The organism is Pseudomonas sp. S3_B11 (assembly GCF_054667715.1).
Genome location: NZ_CP162749.1, coordinates 844,501 through 865,715, shown reverse-complemented (window position 1 = coordinate 865,715; position 21,215 = coordinate 844,501). Strand labels below are relative to the sequence as shown.

The 21,215-nt window shown below is 61.1% G+C and carries 18 protein-coding genes; 7 read left to right on the top strand and 11 right to left on the bottom strand.

What is annotated here, in order from left to right:
- The first annotated feature begins 5 nt into the window (after positions 1–5).
- From AB4O22_RS04010 to AB4O22_RS03995, 4 genes are read left to right on the top strand one after another with little or no spacing between them, the layout of a single operon-like run.
- The gene (locus tag AB4O22_RS04010; protein ID WP_161798371.1) at positions 6–842 is read left to right on the top strand and encodes an ABC transporter permease; all 837 of its coding nucleotides are present in this window, start codon (positions 6–8) and stop codon (positions 840–842) included.
- Positions 829–1,629: an ABC transporter permease gene (locus AB4O22_RS04005; protein WP_013694043.1), complete on the top strand. Its 801-nt coding sequence runs from the start codon at positions 829–831 to the stop codon at positions 1,627–1,629. Before AB4O22_RS04010 ends, AB4O22_RS04005 begins: the two co-directional genes overlap by 14 nt.
- Positions 1,626–2,615, top strand: coding sequence for an ABC transporter ATP-binding protein (locus tag AB4O22_RS04000; RefSeq protein ID WP_003204557.1), 990 nt, complete (start codon positions 1,626–1,628; stop codon positions 2,613–2,615). The genes AB4O22_RS04005 and AB4O22_RS04000 overlap by 4 nt, the downstream gene beginning before the upstream one ends.
- A gap of 46 nt (positions 2,616–2,661) precedes the next feature.
- Entirely contained in the window at positions 2,662–3,315 is a 654-nt protein-coding gene (locus tag AB4O22_RS03995; protein ID WP_223473023.1) for an HAD family hydrolase, read from the top strand.
- 101 nt (positions 3,316–3,416) lie between these two features.
- Here AB4O22_RS03995 and AB4O22_RS03990 read toward each other — a convergent pair whose 3' ends face one another.
- From AB4O22_RS03990 to AB4O22_RS03975, 4 genes are all read right to left on the bottom strand, one after another.
- Positions 3,417–4,205 carry a DUF2182 domain-containing protein gene (locus tag AB4O22_RS03990; RefSeq protein ID WP_223473024.1) on the bottom strand — a complete coding sequence of 263 codons (789 nt, stop codon included), beginning with the start codon at positions 4,203–4,205 and terminating at the stop codon, positions 3,417–3,419.
- Positions 4,205–4,840 carry a DUF1326 domain-containing protein gene (locus AB4O22_RS03985; RefSeq protein ID WP_003204561.1) on the bottom strand — a complete coding sequence of 212 codons (636 nt, stop codon included), beginning with the start codon at positions 4,838–4,840 and terminating at the stop codon, positions 4,205–4,207. Before AB4O22_RS03985 ends, AB4O22_RS03990 begins: the two co-directional genes overlap by 1 nt.
- 189 nt (positions 4,841–5,029) lie before the next feature.
- Positions 5,030–5,632 (bottom strand): hypothetical protein, encoded by a 603-nt coding sequence (locus AB4O22_RS03980; protein WP_013694046.1) that lies wholly within the window; start codon positions 5,630–5,632, stop codon positions 5,030–5,032.
- 205 nt (positions 5,633–5,837) lie between these two features.
- Positions 5,838–6,800 carry a zinc-binding dehydrogenase gene (locus AB4O22_RS03975; RefSeq protein ID WP_003204563.1) on the bottom strand — a complete coding sequence of 321 codons (963 nt, stop codon included), beginning with the start codon at positions 6,798–6,800 and terminating at the stop codon, positions 5,838–5,840.
- Between the two features lie 139 nt (positions 6,801–6,939).
- Between AB4O22_RS03975 and AB4O22_RS03970 the strand changes: the two genes are divergently transcribed.
- Both AB4O22_RS03970 and AB4O22_RS03965 read left to right on the top strand, forming a co-directional pair.
- Entirely contained in the window at positions 6,940–9,018 is a 2,079-nt protein-coding gene (locus AB4O22_RS03970) for a carboxy terminal-processing peptidase (RefSeq protein WP_460097784.1), read from the top strand.
- A gap of 118 nt (positions 9,019–9,136) precedes the next feature.
- Positions 9,137–10,924 (top strand): bifunctional diguanylate cyclase/phosphodiesterase, encoded by a 1,788-nt coding sequence (locus AB4O22_RS03965; protein ID WP_460105765.1) that lies wholly within the window; start codon positions 9,137–9,139, stop codon positions 10,922–10,924.
- Between the two features lie 197 nt (positions 10,925–11,121).
- On the opposite strand, the gene AB4O22_RS03960 is transcribed toward AB4O22_RS03965, so the two are convergent.
- The 7 genes from AB4O22_RS03960 to AB4O22_RS03930 form a co-directional block, all read right to left on the bottom strand.
- Positions 11,122–11,481 carry a hypothetical protein gene (locus tag AB4O22_RS03960; RefSeq protein ID WP_027911533.1) on the bottom strand — a complete coding sequence of 120 codons (360 nt, stop codon included), beginning with the start codon at positions 11,479–11,481 and terminating at the stop codon, positions 11,122–11,124.
- Positions 11,481–16,262 (bottom strand): RHS repeat-associated core domain-containing protein, encoded by a 4,782-nt coding sequence (locus tag AB4O22_RS03955; protein WP_460095886.1) that lies wholly within the window; start codon positions 16,260–16,262, stop codon positions 11,481–11,483. The genes AB4O22_RS03960 and AB4O22_RS03955 overlap by 1 nt, the downstream gene beginning before the upstream one ends.
- A gap of 188 nt (positions 16,263–16,450) precedes the next feature.
- Positions 16,451–16,852: an SEL1-like repeat protein gene (locus AB4O22_RS03950; RefSeq protein ID WP_003204573.1), complete on the bottom strand. Its 402-nt coding sequence runs from the start codon at positions 16,850–16,852 to the stop codon at positions 16,451–16,453.
- On the bottom strand, positions 16,853–17,224 hold the full coding sequence (locus AB4O22_RS03945; protein ID WP_003179080.1) for a hypothetical protein: 372 nt from the start codon (positions 17,222–17,224) through the stop codon (positions 16,853–16,855). It abuts the gene before it with no gap.
- Positions 17,221–17,562: a helix-turn-helix domain-containing protein gene (locus AB4O22_RS03940; protein WP_460095885.1), complete on the bottom strand. Its 342-nt coding sequence runs from the start codon at positions 17,560–17,562 to the stop codon at positions 17,221–17,223. Before AB4O22_RS03940 ends, AB4O22_RS03945 begins: the two co-directional genes overlap by 4 nt.
- Before the next feature lie 102 nt (positions 17,563–17,664).
- Entirely contained in the window at positions 17,665–18,120 is a 456-nt protein-coding gene (locus AB4O22_RS03935) for a YkvA family protein (RefSeq protein ID WP_003204575.1), read from the bottom strand.
- Positions 18,121–18,414: 294 nt separating this feature from the next.
- A complete protein-coding gene (locus AB4O22_RS03930; RefSeq protein WP_003204577.1) occupies positions 18,415–19,128 on the bottom strand; it encodes an FKBP-type peptidyl-prolyl cis-trans isomerase in 714 nt (237 codons plus the stop codon).
- 269 nt (positions 19,129–19,397) lie between these two features.
- On the opposite strand from AB4O22_RS03930, the gene AB4O22_RS03925 reads away from it, so the two are divergent.
- Complete coding sequence (locus AB4O22_RS03925) at positions 19,398–21,203, top strand: di-heme-cytochrome C peroxidase (protein WP_003204579.1); 1,806 nt, start codon at positions 19,398–19,400, stop codon at positions 21,201–21,203.
- Positions 21,204–21,215 lie beyond the last annotated feature (12 nt).

The following is a 21,215-nucleotide window of genomic DNA, read 5'->3' as shown; positions in this document are numbered from 1 at the left end:
ACGCCATGACGCGCGGCAAATGGCTGGCAGCGTTGTGCCTGGTGCCCTTCGCGATTTTCTTCATCGTGTTCCAGATCGCCCCGCTGCTCTGGGTGCTGGTCAACAGCCTGGAATCGGAAGAGTTCGGCTGGGGCCTGGCCAACTTCAGCAAGATCTTCAGTTCCAAGTTCTACCTGCAAGCGATCCAGCACAGCCTGGAGATCAGCTTCTGGTCCAGTGTGTTCGGCATCGTCATCGCCGTGCTGGGCAGCTACTCCCTGCGCCGCGTGGATTCGCGGCTGCGCAACTTCGTCAACGCCTTCGCCAACATGACCAGCAACTTCGCCGGCGTGCCCCTGGCCTTCGCCTTCATCATTTTGCTCGGGTTCAACGGCAGCATCACGATCATGCTCAAACAGGCGGGGATCATCGAGGATTTCAACCTGTACTCGAAAACCGGGCTGATCATCCTCTACACCTACTTCCAGATCCCCCTGGGCGTGCTGCTGCTCTATCCGGCCTTCGACGCCCTGCGCGAAGACTGGCGCGAATCCGCCGAGCTGCTGGGCGCCAACGGCTGGCAGTTCTGGCGGCACATCGGCTTGCCGGTGCTGACCCCGGCGCTGCTGGGCACCTTCGTGATCCTGCTGGCCAACGCCCTCGGCGCCTACGCCACGGTCTATGCGCTGACCACCGGCAACTTCAACGTGCTGCCGATTCGCATCGCCGCCATGGTCTCCGGCGATATTTCCCTCGACCCGAACATGGCCAGTGCCCTGGCCGTGATATTGGTGGCGTTGATGACCGTGGTCACCATCGTCCATCAGTTGCTGCTCAAGAGGAGCTACCATGTCTCGCGCTGAACCGGGCTCCGTCGGGCTCTATCATCGGGCGGTGGTGTACCTGCTGTTCGCCATCCTGCTGCTGCCCCTGGCCGGCACGCTCGTCTACTCCATCGCCAGCAGTTGGTCGGCCACCGTGCTGCCCAGCGGCTTCACGTTCAAATGGTATGTGCAATTGTGGAGCGATCCGCGTTTTCTCCACGCCTTCGGCCAATCGCTGCTGGTCTGCGTCGGTGCGCTGGTGCTCTCGGTGGTGTTGATCCTGCCGTTGCTGTTCGTGGTGCATTACCACTTCCCCAGACTCGACGCGCTGATGAACATCCTCATCCTGCTGCCCTTCGCGGTGCCGCCGGTGGTGTCGTCGGTGGGGCTGTTGCAACTCTACGGCTCCGGGCCGCTGGCGATGGTCGGCACGCCGTGGATCCTGATCGGTTGCTACTTCACCGTCGCCTTGCCGTTCATGTACCGGGCGATCACCAACAACCTGCAAGCCATCAACCTGCGCGACCTGATGGACGCCGCCCAACTGCTCGGCGCCAGCACTTTCCAGGCCGCGTTCCTGGTGGTGCTGCCGAACCTGCGCAAGGGCTTGATGGTGGCGTTGCTGCTGTCCTTCTCGTTCCTGTTCGGCGAATTCGTGTTTGCCAACATCCTCGTCGGCACTCGCTATGAAACCCTGCAGGTGTACCTGAACAACATGCGCAACAGCAGCGGTCACTTCACCAGTGCGCTGGTGATTTCCTACTTCTTCTTCGTACTGGTCCTGACCTGGGCGGCCAACATCTTGAACAAGGACAAAAGCCAATGAGCTACGTCAGCGTCCAACACCTGCAAAAAAGCTACGCCGGCACGCCGGTGTTCAGCGACATCAATTGCGAGATCCGCAAGGGCGAATTCGTCACCCTCCTCGGCCCTTCCGGTTGTGGCAAGTCCACGCTGTTGCGCTGCATTGCCGGCCTGACCGCGGTGGATGCCGGCCAGATCATCCTCGACGGGCAAGACATCGTCCCGTTGAGCCCGCAGAAACGCGGCATCGGCATGGTCTTCCAGAGCTACGCCTTGTTCCCCAACATGACCGTGGAACAGAACGTCGCCTTCGGCCTGCGCATGCAAAAAGTCGAGGCATCGGACAGCCACAAGCGTGTGCTGGAGATCCTGCGCCTGGTGGAGCTGCATGATTTTGCCGGCCGCTATCCCCATCAACTGTCCGGCGGCCAATGCCAGCGCGTCGCCCTCGCCCGCTCCCTGGTGACCCGGCCGCGCCTGTTGCTGCTGGACGAGCCACTGTCGGCCCTGGATGCACGGATTCGCAAGCACTTGCGCGAACAAATCCGACAGATCCAGCGTGAGTTGGGCCTGACCACGATCTTCGTCACACACGATCAGGAAGAAGCCCTGACCATGTCTGACCGGATTTTCCTGATGAACCAGGGAAAAATCGTACAAAGCGGCGATGCCGAAACCCTTTACACAGCGCCAGTCGATGTCTTTGCTGCCGGCTTCATCGGCAACTACAACCTGCTGGACGCCGACAGCGCGACCAAACTGCTGCAACGGCCGATGAGCGGCCGTATCGCCATCCGTCCGGAAGCCATCGAGCTGAGCCGCGACGGCGAGGCCGATGCGCTGATCCGCAGCCACAGCCTGTTGGGCAACGTGATTCGCTACCGGGTCGAGGCCCGTGGCGTGGAACTGGTGGTGGATGTACTCAATCGCTCGGCCGCCGACCTGCACCCCGATGGCGCACGCCTGTCACTTTCCATCGATCCGTCGGCGTTGTGTGAGGTAGCCTGATGGCTTTATCGATTTTGAAGCTGATCTTGAAGAGGAAAACGCGCTGATGGCCCTGGCAATTTTTGATCTGGACGAAACCCTGATCCACGGCGACTGCGCCACCCTCTGGAGCGAACAGATGGGGCGCCTGGGCTGGGTCGATCCCGAGTCGTTCATGCAGCGCAACAACGCGCTGATGGACGCCTACAGCCACGGCAAGCTGAGCATGGAAGAGTACATGGACTTCAGCCTGGAACCGATGATCGGCCGCACACCGGAAGAAATCGAACACCTGGTGGCACCGTGGGTGGAAGACTTCATCGAACCGATCATCTTCAGCGACGCCACCAAGACCATCGCCGAACACCGCAAGGCCGGCGACCGGATCCTGGTGATCTCGGCCTCGGGCACGCATCTGGTCAAGCCGATTGCCGAACGCCTGGGCATCGACGAAATCCTGGCGATCGAACTTGAAGTGAGCCATGGGGTGTACAGCGGCCAGACCGTGGGCACCCTGACCTACCGCGAAGGCAAGATCGCGCGGCTGCTGGACTGGCTGGATGCCGAGGAAGAGAACCTGGAAGGCGCGAGCTTCTATTCCGACTCGCGCAATGACCTGCCGCTGTTGCAGCGGGTGGATTTCCCCCACGCCGTGAACCCGGACCAGGTATTGAAGGCCCACGCCGAACTGGCCGGGTGGCCAATCCATACCTGGAAATAAGCAGCCTCGTGTGGGAGCGAGCTTGCTCGCGATAGTGGTGGATCAGCCGGCATTGATTTAGCTGACACACCGCCATCGCGAGCAAGCTCGCCCCCACAGGTTCAGCCCAGCAGCAGCCACAGGCTCCAGCCGAGCAACAACACACCGCAGAGACGACTGAGCCAGAGTCCCTGCGGCAGGTTTTTCTCCAGCAAGATGAAGGCACCGATCACTGCCACCCAGAGCAGGTTCATCACGCCGACCACAAACAGCAGGCCCATCAGGGCCCAGCAGCAGCCCAGGCAGTAAGCACCATGGGCCAGGCCCAGGCGCCAGCCGCCGAGCACGTTGGGGCGCCAGTAGCTGAGCAGAAAATGCAGCGGCCCGCGACAATGCTCAAGGCAGACCGCCTTGCTTGGCAGCCACTGATAGATACCTGCAACCAGCAGCAGGCCGGCGCCCAGCGCGGTACTGGTGCTGCGCATCCCCGGACTGAGCAGGGCGAGTTGCTCGAGCGCCCATTGCAGCGCCGTGGCGCCCAGGGCGAAACCGGCCCAGACCAGGACATAGGCGCTGCAGAACAGCAGCAGGGCCAGGTGTCGCTGCGGTGCCGGCATGCGCTTGCGCAGCATCTGCTGGTAGATCAAAAGCATGGGCAAGGTGCTGGGCAGCATCATGCCGACCATCATCACCACCCACATGGCAAACATCAGCAGCGCATCGGCCAGGCTCCAGGGCATGAGCATGCCGCCCATTGCCGCATCAGCCATGCCGCCCGGCGCACTCATGTCGCGGGCCATGCGCAACAGCAGCAGCCAGGCCAGGGCGGTCAGCGCGAGCAGGTAGAGCAGGAGCAGCCACTGCTCGCCCGTCAGTCGCTTGCTCGGCGTCACCGCCTGAGGTTCGGCCATTACGGCTCTATGCCATGGCCGGTGAAGTGCACGTGGGCGAGGTGGCTATGACTGCCCTGGGATTGTAGTTTCAGGGCAGAATGCGTCTGGTAGCTGCCGCTGGCCACTTCGGCCTCGAGGAACTCGAAGCCGTTGGGCAGGGACAGGCGGACTCGATGAGGGGAGCCGTCGATCGGGCTGCGGATCGGCTCGCCGCTGGCCTGCAGCACGCCTGGAATGTCCAGGTGCGCCAAGCGCTGATCGACATCGATGGAGAGGGTGATGGGCACGAACAGCGGTTCGAACGCTTCACTCATGGTGCTACTGAACACCTGGAACACGTTGGCCCCAGGGTCGCTCTCCAAGCCAGAGAGGATGGTCAACAAGGACTGGCGCTGCGCCTCGTCGGCGCGTTCATCGATGAACACCTGGCAACTGCCGTTGCCCTCATGGATGGCACCCGGCCAAGCGAAGGTGGCGGCCCAGCACAAGCCGTCCAGCGCCACCTGATTGAAATACCCGTGTTCCACTCGCATCGACGCCACCGCCTGGCAGTGACCATGGGTCGGTGGCGCATCGAATTGGCAGGGGCAGCCCCAATTGCAGTTGCAGGCAACGAACTCGACGCCCTGCATGCGCCATTCGGCGATGGCCATGATCAACCTCTTCACCTGGCGGGTGAAATGAAAGCTGCGGTTACCCCATCCCCCATTAGTTAACGCTAGCAGCGCGCGCGCATCGGATACGGGCTGCCGACCGAAGGTCAGTTTGCCCGTAGGCGCCGGTCAAAGGTTCAAACCACCGTCGAAAGGGATGGGGGTAGCTGTCAGCGGCAAACCCTGGGGCTAGAGCCCGCAATACACCTGCATCGCATTCATGGCCGTGTCATCCCCGCTGCCCTGGTCAGGCTCCACCTTGGTTCGGAACCCCCTGATCTTTTTGTAACCGGTGCCATCGAGGCAACTGTAGAACCCGGTCCAATCTCCCCATGCGACTGGCGGGTCGCCTACGAGGATTTCCGACCCACAATTCATCTTGATATTGCCGGCGGCGGTATCGTCCTTCGAGCCCTTTTCCTTGTCCCGGCCCTGAAAGCGTTCCACCTGAATGGCAAATGCGATGGCTGGTGTCTCGCGACACACATGGTCCCGGCCCCAGCTTCCCCACTTTCCTTCAAGGCTTTGGATATAAGTGGCCGCCCCGTTGACTCCGCTCTTGCAGATAAGCTGGACCGCATTCAAAGCACTGTCGTCGCCGTTGCCCTGATAGGGTTCGCTTTTGAGTCGGAACCCCCAGACATATTGCCCCTGGGGGCAATATGCAGCGGCGCCCCAATTGCCCCAGGCGCCTTGTTCCGATGTGTCTGACGGCACTTGCCCTCGGGCAGCCCCGCAGGCCATCAGTGAGAGCGTGAAAAACAGCATGTATCTGGCAGCGTAAGCGGACATGGCAGCACCCTACCTGAGTCTGGAAAAGACTGATCGGAGAGACAGCCGACACTCTCGCACCCCACTCTAGAATGGGGTCCGAAAGGCGTCTACTGTCAGACTTGACAGGGTGTCTTGCTATCCGGCACGTCAGTGTTTCTGGAAATAATGACGTCTGTGGGAGCGAGCAAGCTCGCTCCCACAGGTCTGCGCACGGTTTCCGAAATCAGCTCAGGCTCTCATCGATCACCAACACCAGCTTCCCGGACACCTGGTTGGTCGCCAGTTCCGCGAACGCTGCTTCGGCGTCCTTGATGGCGAAGGTCTTGGCCAGTTGCGGGCTCAGGCGTTTGTCGGCAAACAGCGGCCACACCTGTTGACCCAGTTCGCTGATCAGGTCGGCCTTGAACTGCTCGTCACGGCTGCGCAAGGTCGAGCCAAGCAATTGGATGCGCTTGCCCAGCACCTGCGCCAGATCGAGCTCGGTCGAGCGCCCGCCCATCAGCCCGATCAACACCCAGCGGCCGTCAACTGACAAAAGTTTCACGTTGAGTTTGGCGTAGCTGCCGCCCACCGGATCGAGGATCACGTCGAACGGACCGAGATCGTTCAAACTCTCCAGGCCATCGGTGCGTACCACGCCGCCCTGGGCGCCCAGTGCCTCGCAATAGGCCAGCCGCTCGGTCGAGCCGACACTGACCCAACATGGGTTGCCGAACGCCTTGCACAGCTGGATCGCGGCCGAGCCGACGCCACTGGCCCCGGCGTGCAACAGTACTTTTTCACCCGGCTTGAGCGCCGCCAGCTGGAACAGATTCAGCCACGCGGTGCTGTAGACCTCCGGCAGCGCGGCCGCTTCAGCCAATGACAAGCCCTCCGGCACTGGCAATACATGCCGGCCATCAACCACCACCTCCTCAGCCATCCCGCCGCCGGCCAGCAACGCGCAAACCCGGTCGCCCACCTGCCAGGACGAGCCCGGCCCGACCTCGCTGATGACTCCGGCGCACTCCAGCCCCAACACCTGGCTGGCGCCGGGTGGCGGCGGGTAAAGTCCGGCTTTTTGCAGCAAATCGGCCCGATTCAGGCCCGCGGCTGCCACACGAATACGAACTTGCCCGACATCACACGCCGGGCTCGGCTCATCTGCCCATACCACTTGGCCTTCAACGCCTTGCAATGCTTTCACGGTGCCTCCATAGTGAGTCTCGACTGGGCCCGCTGCTTCAACGCCGGGCTTTCTTGCATTATGCGCCCGGGCCACATGGAACCGGCGACTTCAAAGACGGCCTAATATGCGTTATCAATTGTCCCTGCGTCGAATCAGCATGAAGCATCTGTTCCCCAGTACCGCCCTCGCGCTAGTCATTGGCCTCGGCCTGTTACCGTTGTCGAACGATACGTTCGCAGCCAACAGCTGGGACAAGCTTCAGCCCGATCGTGACGAGGTGATTGCCAGCCTTAACGTCGTCGAGTTGCTCAAGCGCCATCACTACAGCAAGCCGCCACTCGATGATGCGCGCTCGGTCATCATCTACGACAGCTACCTGAAGCTGCTAGATCCGTCGCGCAGTTATTTCCTGGCCAGCGATATCGCTGAATTCGACAAGTGGAAAACCCAGTTCGACGACTTCCTCAAGAGCGGCGACCTGAACGCCGGGTTCACCATCTACAAGCGCTACCTGGACCGCGTGAAGGCGCGTCTGGACTACGCCATTGCCGAGCTGAACAAAGGCGTCGACAAAATCGATTTCAATACCAAGGAAACCTTGCTGGTCGACCGCAAGGACGCCCCTTGGCTCAAAAGCACAGCCGAACTCGACGACCTGTGGCGCAAGCGCGTCAAGGACGAAGTGCTGCGCATGAAGATCGCTGGCAAGGATCCCAAGCAGATCCAGGAAACCCTGACCAAGCGCTACAAGAACCAATTGGTCCGCCTGGACCAGACCCGCGCCGAGGACATTTTCCAGGCGTACATCAACACCTTCGCCATGTCCTACGACCCGCACACCAATTATCTGTCGCCGGATAACGCGGAAAACTTCGACATCAACATGAGCCTGTCCCTGGAAGGCATCGGTGCGGTGCTGCAGAGCGACAACGACCAAGTGAAAATCGTGCGCCTCGTCCCGGCGGGCCCTGCGGACAAGACCAAGCAGGTCAGCCCGGCGGACAAGATCATCGGCGTGGCCCAAGGCAACAAGGAAATGGTCGACGTGGTCGGCTGGCGCCTGGACGAAGTGGTCAAGCTGATCCGTGGTCCGAAAGGCTCGGTGGTGCGCCTGGAAGTCATCCCGGCCAGCAATGCGCCGAACGACCAGACCAGCAAGATCGTGTCCATCACCCGTGAAGCGGTGAAGCTGGAAGAACAGGCAGCGAAGAAATCGATCCTCAACCTCAAGCAGGACGGCCAGGACTACAAGCTCGGCATCATTGAGATCCCGGCCTTCTACCTGGACTTCAAGGCCTTCCGCGCTGGGGACCCGGACTACAAGAGCACTACGCGTGACGTCAAGAAGCTGCTGACCGAGCTGCAGAAGGAAAAGGTCGACGGCGTTGTCATCGACTTGCGCAACAACGGCGGCGGCTCCCTGCAGGAAGCCACCGAGCTGACCAGCCTGTTCATCGACAAGGGCCCGACCGTACTCGTGCGTAACGCCGATGGTCGAGTGGATGTGCTGGAAGACGAAAACCCCGGTGCGTTCTACAAGGGGCCAATGGCCTTGCTGGTCAATCGCCTGTCCGCGTCGGCCTCGGAGATCTTCGCCGGCGCCATGCAGGACTATCACCGTGCGCTGATCATCGGCGGCCAGACCTTCGGCAAAGGCACCGTGCAGACCATCCAGCCGCTCAACCATGGCGAACTGAAACTGACCCTGGCCAAGTTCTACCGGGTTTCCGGCCAGAGCACCCAGCACCAGGGCGTGTTGCCTGACATCGATTACCCGTCGATCATCGACACCAAGGAAATCGGTGAAAGCGCCCTGCCCGAAGCCATGCCGTGGGACACCATCCGGCCTGCGATCAAACCGGCCGTGGACCCGTTCAAGCCGTTCCTGGCCCAGCTCAAGTCCGAGCATGACACCCGCACGGCCCAGGATGCAGAGTTTGTCTTCATCCGCGACAAGCTGGCCCTGGCGCAGAAGTTGATGATGGAAAAAACCGTCACCCTCAACGAAGCCGATCGTCGCGCGCAGCATGCCGACATCGAGGCCAAGCAACTGACCATGGAAAACCTGCGTCGCAAGGCCAAGGGCGAAGAGCCGCTCAAAGAGCTGAAGAAAGAGGACGAAGACCTGATCACCGAGCCGGAGAAAACCAAGCCGGAAGACGATGCCTACCTGAGCGAGACCGGGCGGATCCTGCTGGATTACCTGAAACTCAACACGGCGATCGCCAAGCACTAAGATGATGGCCATTTAATGGTGATGCTCGTCGGAGTGTCATCAAACTGACATCAGTCTGTCGTGAAATACAGGACTGGGTGCCGCGCACCTGGTCCTTTTTTTATCGCCAGAGATTGCCATGACCACGACAGAACAGCTGAGTGCCTTGAGTTCGATCCTGGCTCAAAGCGGTTTGCACAGCCTGTTCCAACCGATCATCTGCCTTTCCGAACGGCGCATCGTGGGTTATGAAGCCTTGACCCGCGGCCCCTCCAACAGCCCGTTGCACTCCCCCATCGCGCTGCTTTCCGTGGCACGCCAGGCCGGCCGCCTCAGCGAACTGGAGTTGGCCTGCCGCCGCAGCGCCTGCCAGCGCTTCAATGAGCAAAAGCTGCCGGGCAAGCTGTTTCTCAACGTCTCGCCTGAGTCGCTGCTGGAATCCGCACACCAGACAGGGCGCACACTGCAGCTGCTGCAGGACTTCGGCATTGCCCCCAGCCAGGTCGTGATAGAACTGACTGAACAAACACCCATCGATGACTTCCAGCTCCTGCAAACCGCGCTGCATCATTATCGCGCGATGGGTTTCTCGATTGCCCTGGACGACCTTGGCGCCGGTTATTCGAGCCTGCGGCTGTGGTCTGAACTGCGGCCCGATTATGTGAAGATCGACCGGCATTTCATCGACGGCATCCACCAGGACGCCCTCAAGCGCGAGTTCGTGGGCTCGATCCTGAAAATCGCCCGGGCCTCCCGCGCCCAAGTGATTGCCGAGGGCATCGAACTGCCGGAAGAACTGGCGGTGCTGATCGAAATGGGCGTCGACCTGGTCCAGGGCTATCTGCTGGCCCGGCCTCAGGAACAACCGTCACGCGACGCCAGGGCGCTGATGCCCAAGCAGGACAGCGGCGTGGCGGCGTTGAGCGATGAGGTCAACGACCTCAGTGCGCTGCTCAACGAACAACCGGCAGTGGCCCACAACACACCGACAGCCACCGTGCTGGAAGCGTTTCGTCGCCAGGCCAACCTCAACTCCCTGGCAGTGCTGGATGATCAAGGCCAGCCCTGCGGCATCGTTCACCGCCATTCGCTCTCGGACGCCTTGCTCAAACCTTTCGCCACCGACCTGTTCGCCCGCAAACCCATCAGTCGCCTGATGAGCGACGACTTTCTCGCGGTAGAGTTGAACCAGTCACTGCAACAAGTCAGCCGCCTGATCACCAGCCGCGCCCGACAACGCATCGAAGAAGACTTCATCATTACCCTCAACGGCGGCTACCTGGGCCTGGGCCGGGTGATCGATGTGCTCAAGCTCATCACCGAACTGAAAATCCAACAGGCCCGCTACGCCAACCCCCTGACCCTGCTGCCGGGCAACGTCCCGATCCAGCAATGTCTCACGCGCTTGCTGCAACAACGGCAGGAATCGGTGATCTGCTACGTGGACATCGACAGTTTCAAACCCTTCAACGACATCTACGGCTACGGTCGCGGCGACGAAGTCCTGCTGTGCCTGGCCCAATGCCTGAACGAACGCATCGACCCCAGCCGCGACTTCGTCGGCCACATCGGCGGCGACGACTTCCTGCTGGTCCTCGGCCCGGAAGAGTGGCGCAGACGCCTGGACCAGCTCCTCAGCGACTTCCAGACCCACTGCCGCCGCTTCTACCGCCCCGAACACCTGGAGGCGGGATGTTTTACGGCGTTGAATCGACAGGGCGTTCGGCAGGAGTTCGCGTTGTTGTCGCTATCGATTGGGGTGGTGCATCTGCGTACCGAGGCCTGCGAAGAGATGGATGCCAGTCAGTTGGCTGAGCTGGCTTCGCAGGCCAAGCATCATGCCAAGGAGATTCTGGGGGGGAGTGTGTATTTGGTGGATGGTTTGGCGGAGCGGGAGCCTGTGGTGGCGTTGGGGTTGTCGGTGTGAAGCATCTGGCGCGGCCCCGTGGCGAGGGGGCTTTGTAGGAGCTGGCGAAGCCTGCGATCTTTTGATCGATCGTTCCCACGCTCCAGCGTGGGAATGTCGCCAGGGACGCTCCGCGTTCTGCTTCTGAATGTGACGGATAGCGTTACGGGATGCATTCCCACGCAGCAGGTAACGATTAAATATTCTTTCTAATTAAGTTATGAGTTTTCGGCCACCTCTGACTGATAGCGTTTGAGGCAGCTCAGCAAAACTCTCATAAAGTGACGCTGATCCTTAACATCATCATCGAAATATGTGGTTATCCTCGAAAATATCTCATCAAAATTCGCCCCCTCTTCCAGATAGAAGAAAATTCTTTCAATAAACCATTCGCGCTCATGAGATTGAAATATTAAAAAATCGGATTTAAGTAAGGAATCAAACAACTCCACCAATTCGGAGTCGGCGTTGATATCCTTCGAGACAATAACCTCCTCCCTTGCCTCATCTATCGTATTCTCTATATCAAATACAAATAAGAGACTTCTTAGCACAACCATATCAGACGACTTCGTCATCACTCAAATTCCGTATAGCTGGTTATCGGAAGGCCTTTATCATTCAGTATCACCACAGCCTTTGTTTGCTCGCCATATTCCAACCCTTCCTTTTTATATCCTTCTCCGACTTTTCTTCCAAACTCAATAGGCTCACGAGATTGTTGCAGACCACTCTCTTTGAAAACGAGCCGCGCTCTATTTATCGCATAAAGTTGATCTCGATGACTTATGAAGTGTGTTGCCGCAGTAGGAATTTTAGGTTCTCCCTTTTTTTTACCTTTGGTATAACGTTCAATTTCACCCGTTGTAGGGTTTTTACCAGATTGCAGCCGTTCCATTTGCGATTGCAAGGTGGTCTGCGCACCGTGTTTTTCCAGAAAGTGAGCGCCATCAATAGAACCTTCCATTTCCCTTAACTCCTCATAAGCTTTTGCCTCCGCTAGTTCATGCTCCTGTGCCCGCTGCTCCGCCGTCATCGGCAGCCGCGGCTCCCCCTCATCCACCCCAACCTTAGCCGCCGGATCCTGCTCCCCAACCGCCGGCCTACACCCACCCTTCCCCGGACAATCCACCAACCCCAACGGATCCACCCACCCCGTCGGGTTCAGGGTGTACCGGTACCCATTGAGCCCTCCCGCCAGTTTGCTCGGGTCAGGCGTCAGATAGCGGCCAGTCTCAGGATTGTAGTAGCGGTGACGGTTGTAGTGCAGGCCGCTTTCCGGGTCGAAGTATTGGCCCTGGAAGCGCAAAGGTTGCTCAAGCTGTTCGCCGCCGCCGTGCTGGAGTTCAGTGAGTTGGCCGTAGCCGTTGTAGCGCGCCGACCAGACGATCTGGCCGCTAAAGCTGGTCAGTTCCTGGGGCGTGCCCAGGTGGTCGAGGTGGTAGTAGAACGGGCAGGCCTTGAGGCCTTCGCCGTCGAGCATCGCCAGCGGGCGGTAGGTGCCGGGTTCGTAGACGTAGCTGCGGTGGTGGCGCGGGCTGTTTTCGGCGACGACCTGGTCGCCCTGCCAGAAAAACTCCGTGGTCAGCCCGTCCACCGTTTTGCTGATGCGTCGGCCAAAGGCGTCGTAGCGGTAGGACGTTTCGCGCCCGTCCGCCGTGGTGACGCCGATCAGGCGGTGCTGGCTGTCGTAGCGGTAGGCGCTGACCAGGGCCTGGCCGCGGCGTTCGCGGAGCAGGTTGCCGAAGGCGTCGTAGTCGTAGTGGCGGTCGCCCTCCTTCAGCAGGCGGTTGCCCTTGAGGGTGGTCGGGCCGGGGCGGTCCTGCATCAGCAGGTTGCCGGCCGGGTCGTGGCAGAAGTGTTCCGGCGGCTCGCTGTGGGAAAAGTCGACGCGGGTCAGGCGATCCAGCGGGTCGTACTGGTAGCTGCGGCGGTTTCGGTTGTCGGAAAGGGTTTGCAGGTTGCCCTTGGCGCTGTAGGCATAATCGCGCCAGAACAGTTGCTGCTGTCGACTCTGCCACACGGTCTGGGCCTTGAGACGGCCCTGTTCATCGTAGTCGTAGTCACTGAGCAGCCGGCCTTGCTGGCGTTGCCGTTCGCGCCCGCCGTCAAAGCGGTGTTCGGTCAGGCGCGAGCCGTTGAGGTCGATGGCGGTCAGTGCGCCACCCGGGGCATGGTGGTAGTCGAGCTGGCTGTCGTCCGGCAGGCGCAGGTGATTGAGGCGCCCGCAAGCGTCGTAGCGATAACGCAGGGTGCCCCAGCCCTGGTGCTCGCAGACCAAGCGGTCCTGGGCGTCGTATTCGAAGGCCAACGGATGATCGCTGCCGTCGTCGACGTGGACCAATCGGCCCAGCTCGTCGTAGCGGTATTCGATGGCCTGGCCGTCGGGCAAGGTCTTGACCCGCAGCCGCCCGGCCGCGTCGCGCTGGTACTGGGTGAGCCGTTGTGAACCGTCCTCGCCGTGCTCGGTTTTTTCCAGCAGGTGGCCGTTGAGGCCGTAGGCGTAGGCAGTGCGTTGGCCGTCGAAGCCGACTTGCTGTCGGATCAAGCCGTTGGGCGTGTAGTCCAGCTGATATTTTTCGCCGGATTCGTTTTCGATTTCGGTCAGCAACAGCCGCGCCGAGTCGTAGCGGTACTTCAGCTCGCTGCCGTCGGGGTTCAGGCGGCGGCTGACCAGGTGCAGGTCGTCGGCGTATTCGTAGCGGGTGACCCGCCCTTGTTCATCGCACTCGGCGGTGACCTTGCCGTAGGCGTTGTAGCGCCAGGTCCGGGTGGCACCGTTGGGCAAGGTCACCTGTAGCAGTCGGCCGACGGCGTCCCATTGGTAGTGCGTGAGCGCGCCGTGTTCGTCCTGGCGGCTGAGTAAACGCCCCAGGGCGTCGTAGGAAAAACACCGGCGACCGCCGTCGGGCAGGATCTCTTCGGTCAGTTGGCCCAGGCGACTCCAGGTGAAGCGATGTTCGCCACCGTCCGGGGCATACGTCGCCAGCAGTTGCCCATGGGCGTCGTAGGCATATTCCGTGCGCCGGCCATCCGGGTCGATGAGGACGATCACGTCGCCGCGGGCATTGCGCCGGTAGGTCCACACGGCCTTGCCGCGTGAACGGGCGTGCAGGAAACCGTTGCGGTATTCGTAGGACGTCGGCGCCTCATCCGGGGGAAGCAGCGCCACCAGCCGTCCGACCTCGTCGTAGCGGTATTCGCTGACCGCCCCCAACGGGTCCTGCTCAGCAATCAGCCGGCCCTGTTCGTCGTAGGCCTTGAGGTGCTCGCCGCCGTCGGGCTCGACCTTGCGCACCAGCCGCGCCCGCTCGTCGTGGACATACACCTCCTGGCTGCCATCCAGGTGCTGGACCGTGACGCTGCCGTCTTCGCCCCAGGTGTAGCGGCTGTCCATCTGCGCAAACGAAGCCCAATGCCGTACGCAGCGGGACGCCGGCCCGACGCCTTGCCACTCCCAGTAGAAACTTGCCCCACCGGCCAGTTGTCGCTGGAGGATGACGTGCCGGTCGTCGTAGTCGTAGCGCTCGCTTTCACCGGCAGCATTGGTCGCTTCGATCAGTCGGAAACGTCCGTCGTAGCGGTAGGACACCAGCGTCTGCTCGGTCCGCCAGGCTTCGTCGAGGGTGATGGCGGGATGGAAGCTCTGGTAGTCGACGGCAATCAGGTGGCGCTGTTCGTAACGCAGGCGCAAGGCGCGCCCGGCGCCGTTGTCCAGGCGGCTGATGTCGCCATGGATGTTGCGCAGGATGGTCAGGCGGTTGTCGTAGCGGTCGCTGAGGGCGCTCAGGTGGCCGTCGCGAAAGTGCAGGAATGGAGCGTTTTCGCCGGGTTGGGCGACGATCAGTTCGTCCGGCTCGGAGCCCAGGTAGATCGCTGCGCGGGCCAGGCTGTTGTGGATCGCCGGACGCTGGGCGCTGGGCAGCGGAAAGGTCGTGCGGCGGTTTTCCTGGTCGACCCAGGTGACCTGCTCACCGTCGAGTTCCAAGCGATGGGCCAGGGCATGGCTCCAACCGCGCCCGAGGCCGACGTCCAGGTCGGCGGCGCTGGTGCGGTACAAACGGGTGAAGACGAACGGCAAGCGACCATCGAGGGTGCCGTCGTCGAGGGTCAGCAGTTCTTCGCCGGTGACCATCGACACCGGGCAGCCGCTGGTCTGGGTCTGGGCCGCAGTGTCGGCGCTGTCGCCGTTGGGGTTTTTCGACTGGGCCGGGGCGTCGTCGTGATGTTCGTGTTTTTTCAGCGTGGTGTTGCGCTGCGCATCCCAGCGCAGTTGCATCCGGCCCTTTTTCACCCCGGCCGCGATACCGCGCGCCGCCACGGATTTGTAGCGGTCCACGTAGGTCATGAAGCCATTGACCACCGCGAAGATCGCCCCGATGAAACGCTGCATGGCACCCAGCAGGCGCACGCCCACATTCCCCAGGCGCATCGACAGATAAGCGATACCGGCACCCGCACCGGTGAAGGTCAGGACGACACCAATCAACAGGTCGATCAACAACTGCACTGTCACCCTCGACAGGGCTTCGGCCGTTTCCCCGGCAACCTCACTGGGCGGCAACATCTCCAACCAGAGACTGGCGGTGCGCACCAACAGGCACAGCGCCGCTTCGTCGCTGGCCAGCAGTTGCAGCTTGGCCATCACCAGCGGTGTTTTTTCCGCCAGGTCCTCCAGTTGCTTGGCGCTTTCGCCCAACCGATCAACAAACTGACCAGGGTCCTTAAGAATGTCCGAGAGCAAGCTGATGCTGTCCCAAACACTTTCAATCGCCGCCCAACTACCGGCGAGCAGCCCGTTCCCCACCGCCGCCGCCGAAGTCGACAGCGATTGTTGTGCCCATCGCGGCTTGAAACCCTGCCACTCACCGCGCAACCAGTCCGTCAGATCGGTGGTCAGGCCATCGTAGGAAGAAAACAGATTCGCGATTTGCTTGGCGGACACCTCGCCCTGGACATGAACCCGATAGGACTTGCCTGCCTCACCCAGGAAGGTCCCCAGGCCCTGGGCATCCAGGGCGACCGGCGTGACCTCGCCGCTGGCCACGTCCACCACATCCACCGCGATGTCGCCCAGCGGGATGTCGTACACCGACTCGAACTTGCTCTCGATCGTCATCGGCCCGCCCTTGGGGCACTGGACGACCGTGGAGAGGAAGTCATCGTCACCGATGCTGACAGCGGTGGTGCTGTCGCCAAAGCGGATCAGCCGCTCCATGCCCATCAGCGACGGCAGGTCAGCGACATGACTGGCCCGGTCCGCTGCTCGGCTGTACCAGCGCTCGAGCTGCTCGCGGTAGGCCGAAAGGGTGCCTTTGAAGCTGTCGAGTTCCTGCTCGATTCGGCTCACCTGATCCATCAGGACAGGGCTCGCTCAAGGGCCGGCAGGAAAAAACGGTCGAACATGGGCAGACGTCTCGCAGTACTCAGGGAGCGCGAGACTTTGCCGGGGATGACAGGGGAATTAAGTCAGGGGAAGGAGACAGAGTACGTAGGGCGATTCGCTAAATTCGTCTGACCTGCACAACGAATCGCCTGTGGATAACCCTAGATATCGCGAGCTTCAAGTGATTTGAGCTTGATTTCGGCCAGCGGATGCCCGGCTTTCGCCGCCAAGGTCCACCAACGCGCCGCTTCAACCGGGTCCGGCGCCTTGCTGGCTGTGCCGGCCAGGCTGATCACGCCAACTTGGTAGGCGGCCTTGCCATCACCGGCCAATGCCGCCAGCCGCAGCAGGCGAATGCCTTCTTCACGGGCACCCAGCCCTTGGCCGCGAAACGTGAGGATGTGCCCATAGAAGCTCTGCGCACCGACGTCGCCCAAGTTCGCCATGCGGGAGAACTGCCCCTCGAGCCAGGCCCAGCCACGCGGCTGGCGGACGAACCAGGACCAATGAAACAACCGACGCGCCAGCCAGTAACCGGCCCGCGCCTTGAGTCGCCAGAGCACTCAGGCCTCCGCCGACTCGGGGTACTCGTATTCAAATACCCGAACCACTTCTGAAGCGTGCCAGGAAGCAGCGGCCACGCCATCGGATGGCCCGGAAAAGCGGCCCAGGCGTTCTACGCACTCGAAGAAACCCGTGCGCGGCAACCGACTGGCGCCCTGGCTGATCACCAATGAACTGCGCAGCGGCTGCTCCGCCCGGGCGTCCAGCGCCGCCAGGTGCTCAAGGGCCGCAGTCAAGGTCTGCATGGCCGGGCTGGGCAGTTGCAGACGCTCCAACAAGGCGCGGTAAGTCAATAAATGGCGCTGGCGGCGCGCCTGGTCCAACTCACCCAACAACCCATCCCAATGCTGCCGACTGATGCGTACGCTCACGATTCTTCCCTCCAACCCGGAACCGTCAACTCCCAGGCCAGACTGCGCCGAATCGCGGCATCGGGCTGACGCTCGCCGCTCTCGATCAAGGCCAGATAAGACGGGCTGATACCTACCGTGCGGGCCAGCGCCTCGATGGCGATGCCCTTCCCTTCGCGTAAACTGCGTAATTGATCCAGTCCAGGGAGAACCTGGCCCGGTGCCGCCGTGTGACGGACTGTCGCTTCGCGCGGCGGAGCTTGATCGATGCCTGCTGCCTTCAACAACGACTGGTACTGATCCCACGGCAAAACCGCGTATTCGGGCTCTCCGTCACGTGTGATTATTTGAATATCCATGTCTACCCCGTAGGACAACAACACTTAGCGAGTCAGCCTTTTTTCTTGGAAGTGTAATCCTAAATGCTGGCTAAGGTCGCGGGGTGATGAATTCTCAGGGGGTCAGGGCTTTTTCTGGCCTTGGAGTTGAAGTTGTTCCGGGGTATCGGGAAGCCTTTCGACCCGGGCAAGCTTCTCGGGCGATTGCCGATAACGCCAGGCACGGAAAGCCTCGAGTTCAACGTCGAGGGTTTTCATGACCCAGGCCAGCACGGCGATATCGTCGATCATGCCAAACATTGGCAAGATATCTGGAATCGCATCCAGGGGGCTGAGGAAATACATGAGCCCTGCCACCACCGACAGCATCGACTTGGCGCTGACAGCGCGGTATTCGCCCCGCCAGTAGGCCAGGCACAAGGCCTGCAACAACCGCAGGTCCTCCTTGAGCTTGCCCAGCCGTCCGCCCTCCCGGGCACCTTTGCTGGCGACGGCGAACAGCAACGTCGGCAATCGACCGCGGGCCAGCAGGCGGCCTGCCAAGGGCAGAAATCGCGCAAAATTCCACGGGGCCTTCATTTTTTCTCCCACTGAAATGTTATCCACACAAATTGTGGATAACCTTGTGAACAGAGCTGCATTTCACCGCTGAAGCCCCCGTTTCATAAGGGCCCGGCTTAGATCGGGCGTTTTTTACTCACATTAAAAACCCAATATTTCATTGACTTGACCGGCTGACTGCGTCTAGCACAGCGCCTGTATTGCCTATGACTATACCCTGCATCGCGCGTTCGTTTTTTTTTGCCATTTTGCCGCGGCCCAGATGCGACAACGCCCCGCATAAGCGAGGCGTTGTCGTTATAGCAGACGCGATTACTTGGCTGCGTCTTCTTTTGCCGGATCCTTGATCGCCAGCAGTTCCAGGTCGAACACCAGGACCGAGTTGGCCGGGATGGCCGGGCTCGGGCTCTGGGCGCCATAGGCCAGGTCGCTCGGGATGTACAGCTTGTACTTCTCGCCGACGTGCATCAGTTGCAGGCCTTCGACCCAACCCGGGATCACGCCGCTGACCGGCAGGTCGATCGGGCTGCCACGTTCAACGGAGCTGTCGAACACGGTGCCGTTGGTCAGCTTGCCGGTGTAGTGAACAGTCACTACGTCGGTCGGCTTAGGCTGTGGACCGTCGGCTTTCTTGACCACTTCGTACTGCAGGCCGGAAGCAGTGGTGGTGACGCCGGCTTTCTTGCCGTTTTCTTCGAGGAACTTCTTGCCGGCGGCTGCCGACTCTTCGCTCATCTTGGCCATGCGCTCTTCTGCACGCTTTTGCAGCGCGGCAAAGGCTTCGACCAGTTCTTCGTCTTTCAGCTTCTGTTCTTTCTTGCCGACGGCATCTTCGATGCCCTGGGCGACCGCTTTGGAGTCCAGGTCATCCATGCCTTCCTGAGCCAGGCTCTTGCCCATGTTCAGGCCAATACCGTAGGAAGCTTTCTGCGCCGGGGTCTTCAGCTCTACGCTGGTCTGCGAGTCGCAACCCGCGAGTACCAGGCCTACCAGGGCCACCGCCGCTGCCAACCGATGCTGTTTCATGCTATTTCCTTGTTCATGCGCCTAAAGGGCAATCGAATAAAGCCGCGAGCTTATCAGGCGGCCACGACCAATGGCTACCGGCATGTGAGCCACAAAGTAATGATAAGTTCAGGTCCGCAAACGCTTTTTAAGCCTGTACGAATGAAGCATCTGTCATCTGTTACGTACAGGGACAAATTGCCGCTCCCCTACAGGCCAGGGGTAATGGCCACTTGCCCGCCGCGCAGCACTGAGGCATAAGGGCTTATCAAAAAAACAAGGACGTTACCGTGCGCCTTCTCTCTCGCATCTTCTTGCTGCTCCTCGCGCTGCTGATTATTGTCGTGGCCGTGGTGGTTTATTACGTCGCCAATCCTCGCCTGCCGTTCTACACGCCCGTCGAACAGGTGAATTACCTCGACCAATGGACTGCCGCCGAGCGCCAGACGTATTACTTCACGCCCCAGGGCACCCAGGTCAAAGGCCTGCGCTACGACTGGTTCACTGCCCTCGAATTACCGTTTTCGCAACAACGCTTCGCTTCGCCTGAGTACCTGGCGCGCTTTGGGTTCCTGGTCGATCCGGCGCAGAAAGCCTCGTCGGCCAATCCCGGCAACTTGCCGGTGGGCTTCGCCCGGCACCAGAACCCGGGCAGCACCGAACAGTTCCTGGATATCACCTGCGCTGCCTGCCATACCGGCGAATTGCGCTTCAAGGGCCAGGCGATACGGATCGACGGCGGCTCGGCTCAACACGTGCTGCCTTCCAGTGTTCCTACATTACGCGGTGGCAGTTTCGGACAAGCATTGGTCGCCAGTCTGGCGTCTACCTACTACAACCCTTGGAAGTTCGAGCGCTTCGCCCGCCAAGTGCTGGGCAAGGACTACGACGCCCGCCACGAGGAATTGCGCAAGGCCTTCAAAATCTCCCTGGACACGTTCCTGCGGGTGGCCTGGAACGACACCCATCGCGGCCTCTACCCCACCGAAGAAGGGCCTGGCCGTACCGACGCCTTCGGTCGCATCGCCAATGCCAGCTTCGGCGACGCCATTTCGCCGCAAAACTACCGGGTGGCCAACGCCCCCGTGGACTACCCGCAGTTGTGGGATATATGGACGTTCGACTGGGTGCAGTGGAACGGATCGGCCCAGCAACCGATGGCCCGCAACGTCGGTGAAGCACTGGGGGTCGGCGCCACGCTGAATTTCTTCGACACCCAAGGCAAACCGCTGCAGGGCGATGCGCGTTACCCCTCCAGCGTGCGTGTGCGCGACTTGAACAAGATCGAAGAGACCCTGCAACTGCTCAAGCCGCCTGTGTGGCCCGAAGCGCTGCTCGGTTCAATCGACAAACCGCTGGCGGCCAAGGGCCGGGCCCTGTTCACTGAAAACTGCGCCGGCTGCCATGTACCCAAGGTAGTCCAAGGGCCCGACAGGCCGGTCCAGCAATTGCACATGCTGCCCGTGCAAGTGATCGGCACCGACCCGGGCACCGCCAACAACATCGCCGATCACCGCTACGACCTGACCAGCCTGCAGTGGGATCCGGCCGAGTTGGCGAAGCTGGAAGTGCAACTGCACCCGACCCCGACGGAACCGCTGGACCTGAGCCAACTCTCGGTCGCCAAAGGCCTGGCCTACGTCACGGCGTTCGTCGAAAACCGCGCTTACCGCGACGCCGGTGTCACCCCCGCCGAGCGCCCTGCCCTGGACGGTTTTGGCCTGCCCATCGGCGTACGTGAACTGCGCGCCTACAAAGCCCGGCCGCTGGCGGGCGTCTGGGCCACGCCACCGTTCCTGCACAACGGCTCGGTGCCGACGATCTATCAATTGCTGTCCCCCCAGGACGAGCGCGCGACCACGTTCTATAAAGGCAACTTCGAATACGACCCGCGCCACCTGGGCTATCGCACCGAAGCCTTTACCAACGGTTTTCTCTTCGATACCCGCATTACCGGCAACCACAACAGCGGCCATGAATTCCGCGCGGGCGAGCGAGGTAATGGCGTCATTGGCCGCTTGCTGCAACCGCAGGAACGCTGGGCCTTGCTGGAGTATTTAAAGGTGCTGGGCGGGCCACTGGAGTCGCAACTGTAATGATGAACCCCA

What these genes read in the sequence shown, in the direction of transcription:
- AB4O22_RS03970 (WP_460097784.1), top strand. Translation starts at nt 6,940, where the DNA reads ATGAAGCATCTGTTCCCCAGTACCGCCCTCGCGCTAGTCATTGGCCTC.
- AB4O22_RS03960 (WP_027911533.1), bottom strand. Translation starts at nt 11,481, where the DNA reads ATGACGAAGTCGTCTGATATGGTTGTGCTAAGAAGTCTCTTATTTGTA.
- AB4O22_RS03995 (WP_223473023.1), top strand. Translation starts at nt 2,662, where the DNA reads ATGGCCCTGGCAATTTTTGATCTGGACGAAACCCTGATCCACGGCGAC.
- AB4O22_RS04005 (WP_013694043.1), top strand. Translation starts at nt 829, where the DNA reads ATGTCTCGCGCTGAACCGGGCTCCGTCGGGCTCTATCATCGGGCGGTG.
- AB4O22_RS03990 (WP_223473024.1), bottom strand. Translation starts at nt 4,205, where the DNA reads ATGGCCGAACCTCAGGCGGTGACGCCGAGCAAGCGACTGACGGGCGAG.
- AB4O22_RS03985 (WP_003204561.1), bottom strand. Translation starts at nt 4,840, where the DNA reads ATGGCCATCGCCGAATGGCGCATGCAGGGCGTCGAGTTCGTTGCCTGC.
- AB4O22_RS03955 (WP_460095886.1), bottom strand. Translation starts at nt 16,262, where the DNA reads ATGGATCAGGTGAGCCGAATCGAGCAGGAACTCGACAGCTTCAAAGGC.
- AB4O22_RS03980 (WP_013694046.1), bottom strand. Translation starts at nt 5,632, where the DNA reads ATGTCCGCTTACGCTGCCAGATACATGCTGTTTTTCACGCTCTCACTG.
- AB4O22_RS03965 (WP_460105765.1), top strand. Translation starts at nt 9,137, where the DNA reads ATGACCACGACAGAACAGCTGAGTGCCTTGAGTTCGATCCTGGCTCAA.
- AB4O22_RS04000 (WP_003204557.1), top strand. Translation starts at nt 1,626, where the DNA reads ATGAGCTACGTCAGCGTCCAACACCTGCAAAAAAGCTACGCCGGCACG.
- AB4O22_RS03930 (WP_003204577.1), bottom strand. Translation starts at nt 19,128, where the DNA reads ATGAAACAGCATCGGTTGGCAGCGGCGGTGGCCCTGGTAGGCCTGGTA.
- AB4O22_RS03935 (WP_003204575.1), bottom strand. Translation starts at nt 18,120, where the DNA reads ATGAAGGCCCCGTGGAATTTTGCGCGATTTCTGCCCTTGGCAGGCCGC.
- AB4O22_RS03940 (WP_460095885.1), bottom strand. Translation starts at nt 17,562, where the DNA reads ATGGATATTCAAATAATCACACGTGACGGAGAGCCCGAATACGCGGTT.
- AB4O22_RS04010 (WP_161798371.1), top strand. Translation starts at nt 6, where the DNA reads ATGACGCGCGGCAAATGGCTGGCAGCGTTGTGCCTGGTGCCCTTCGCG.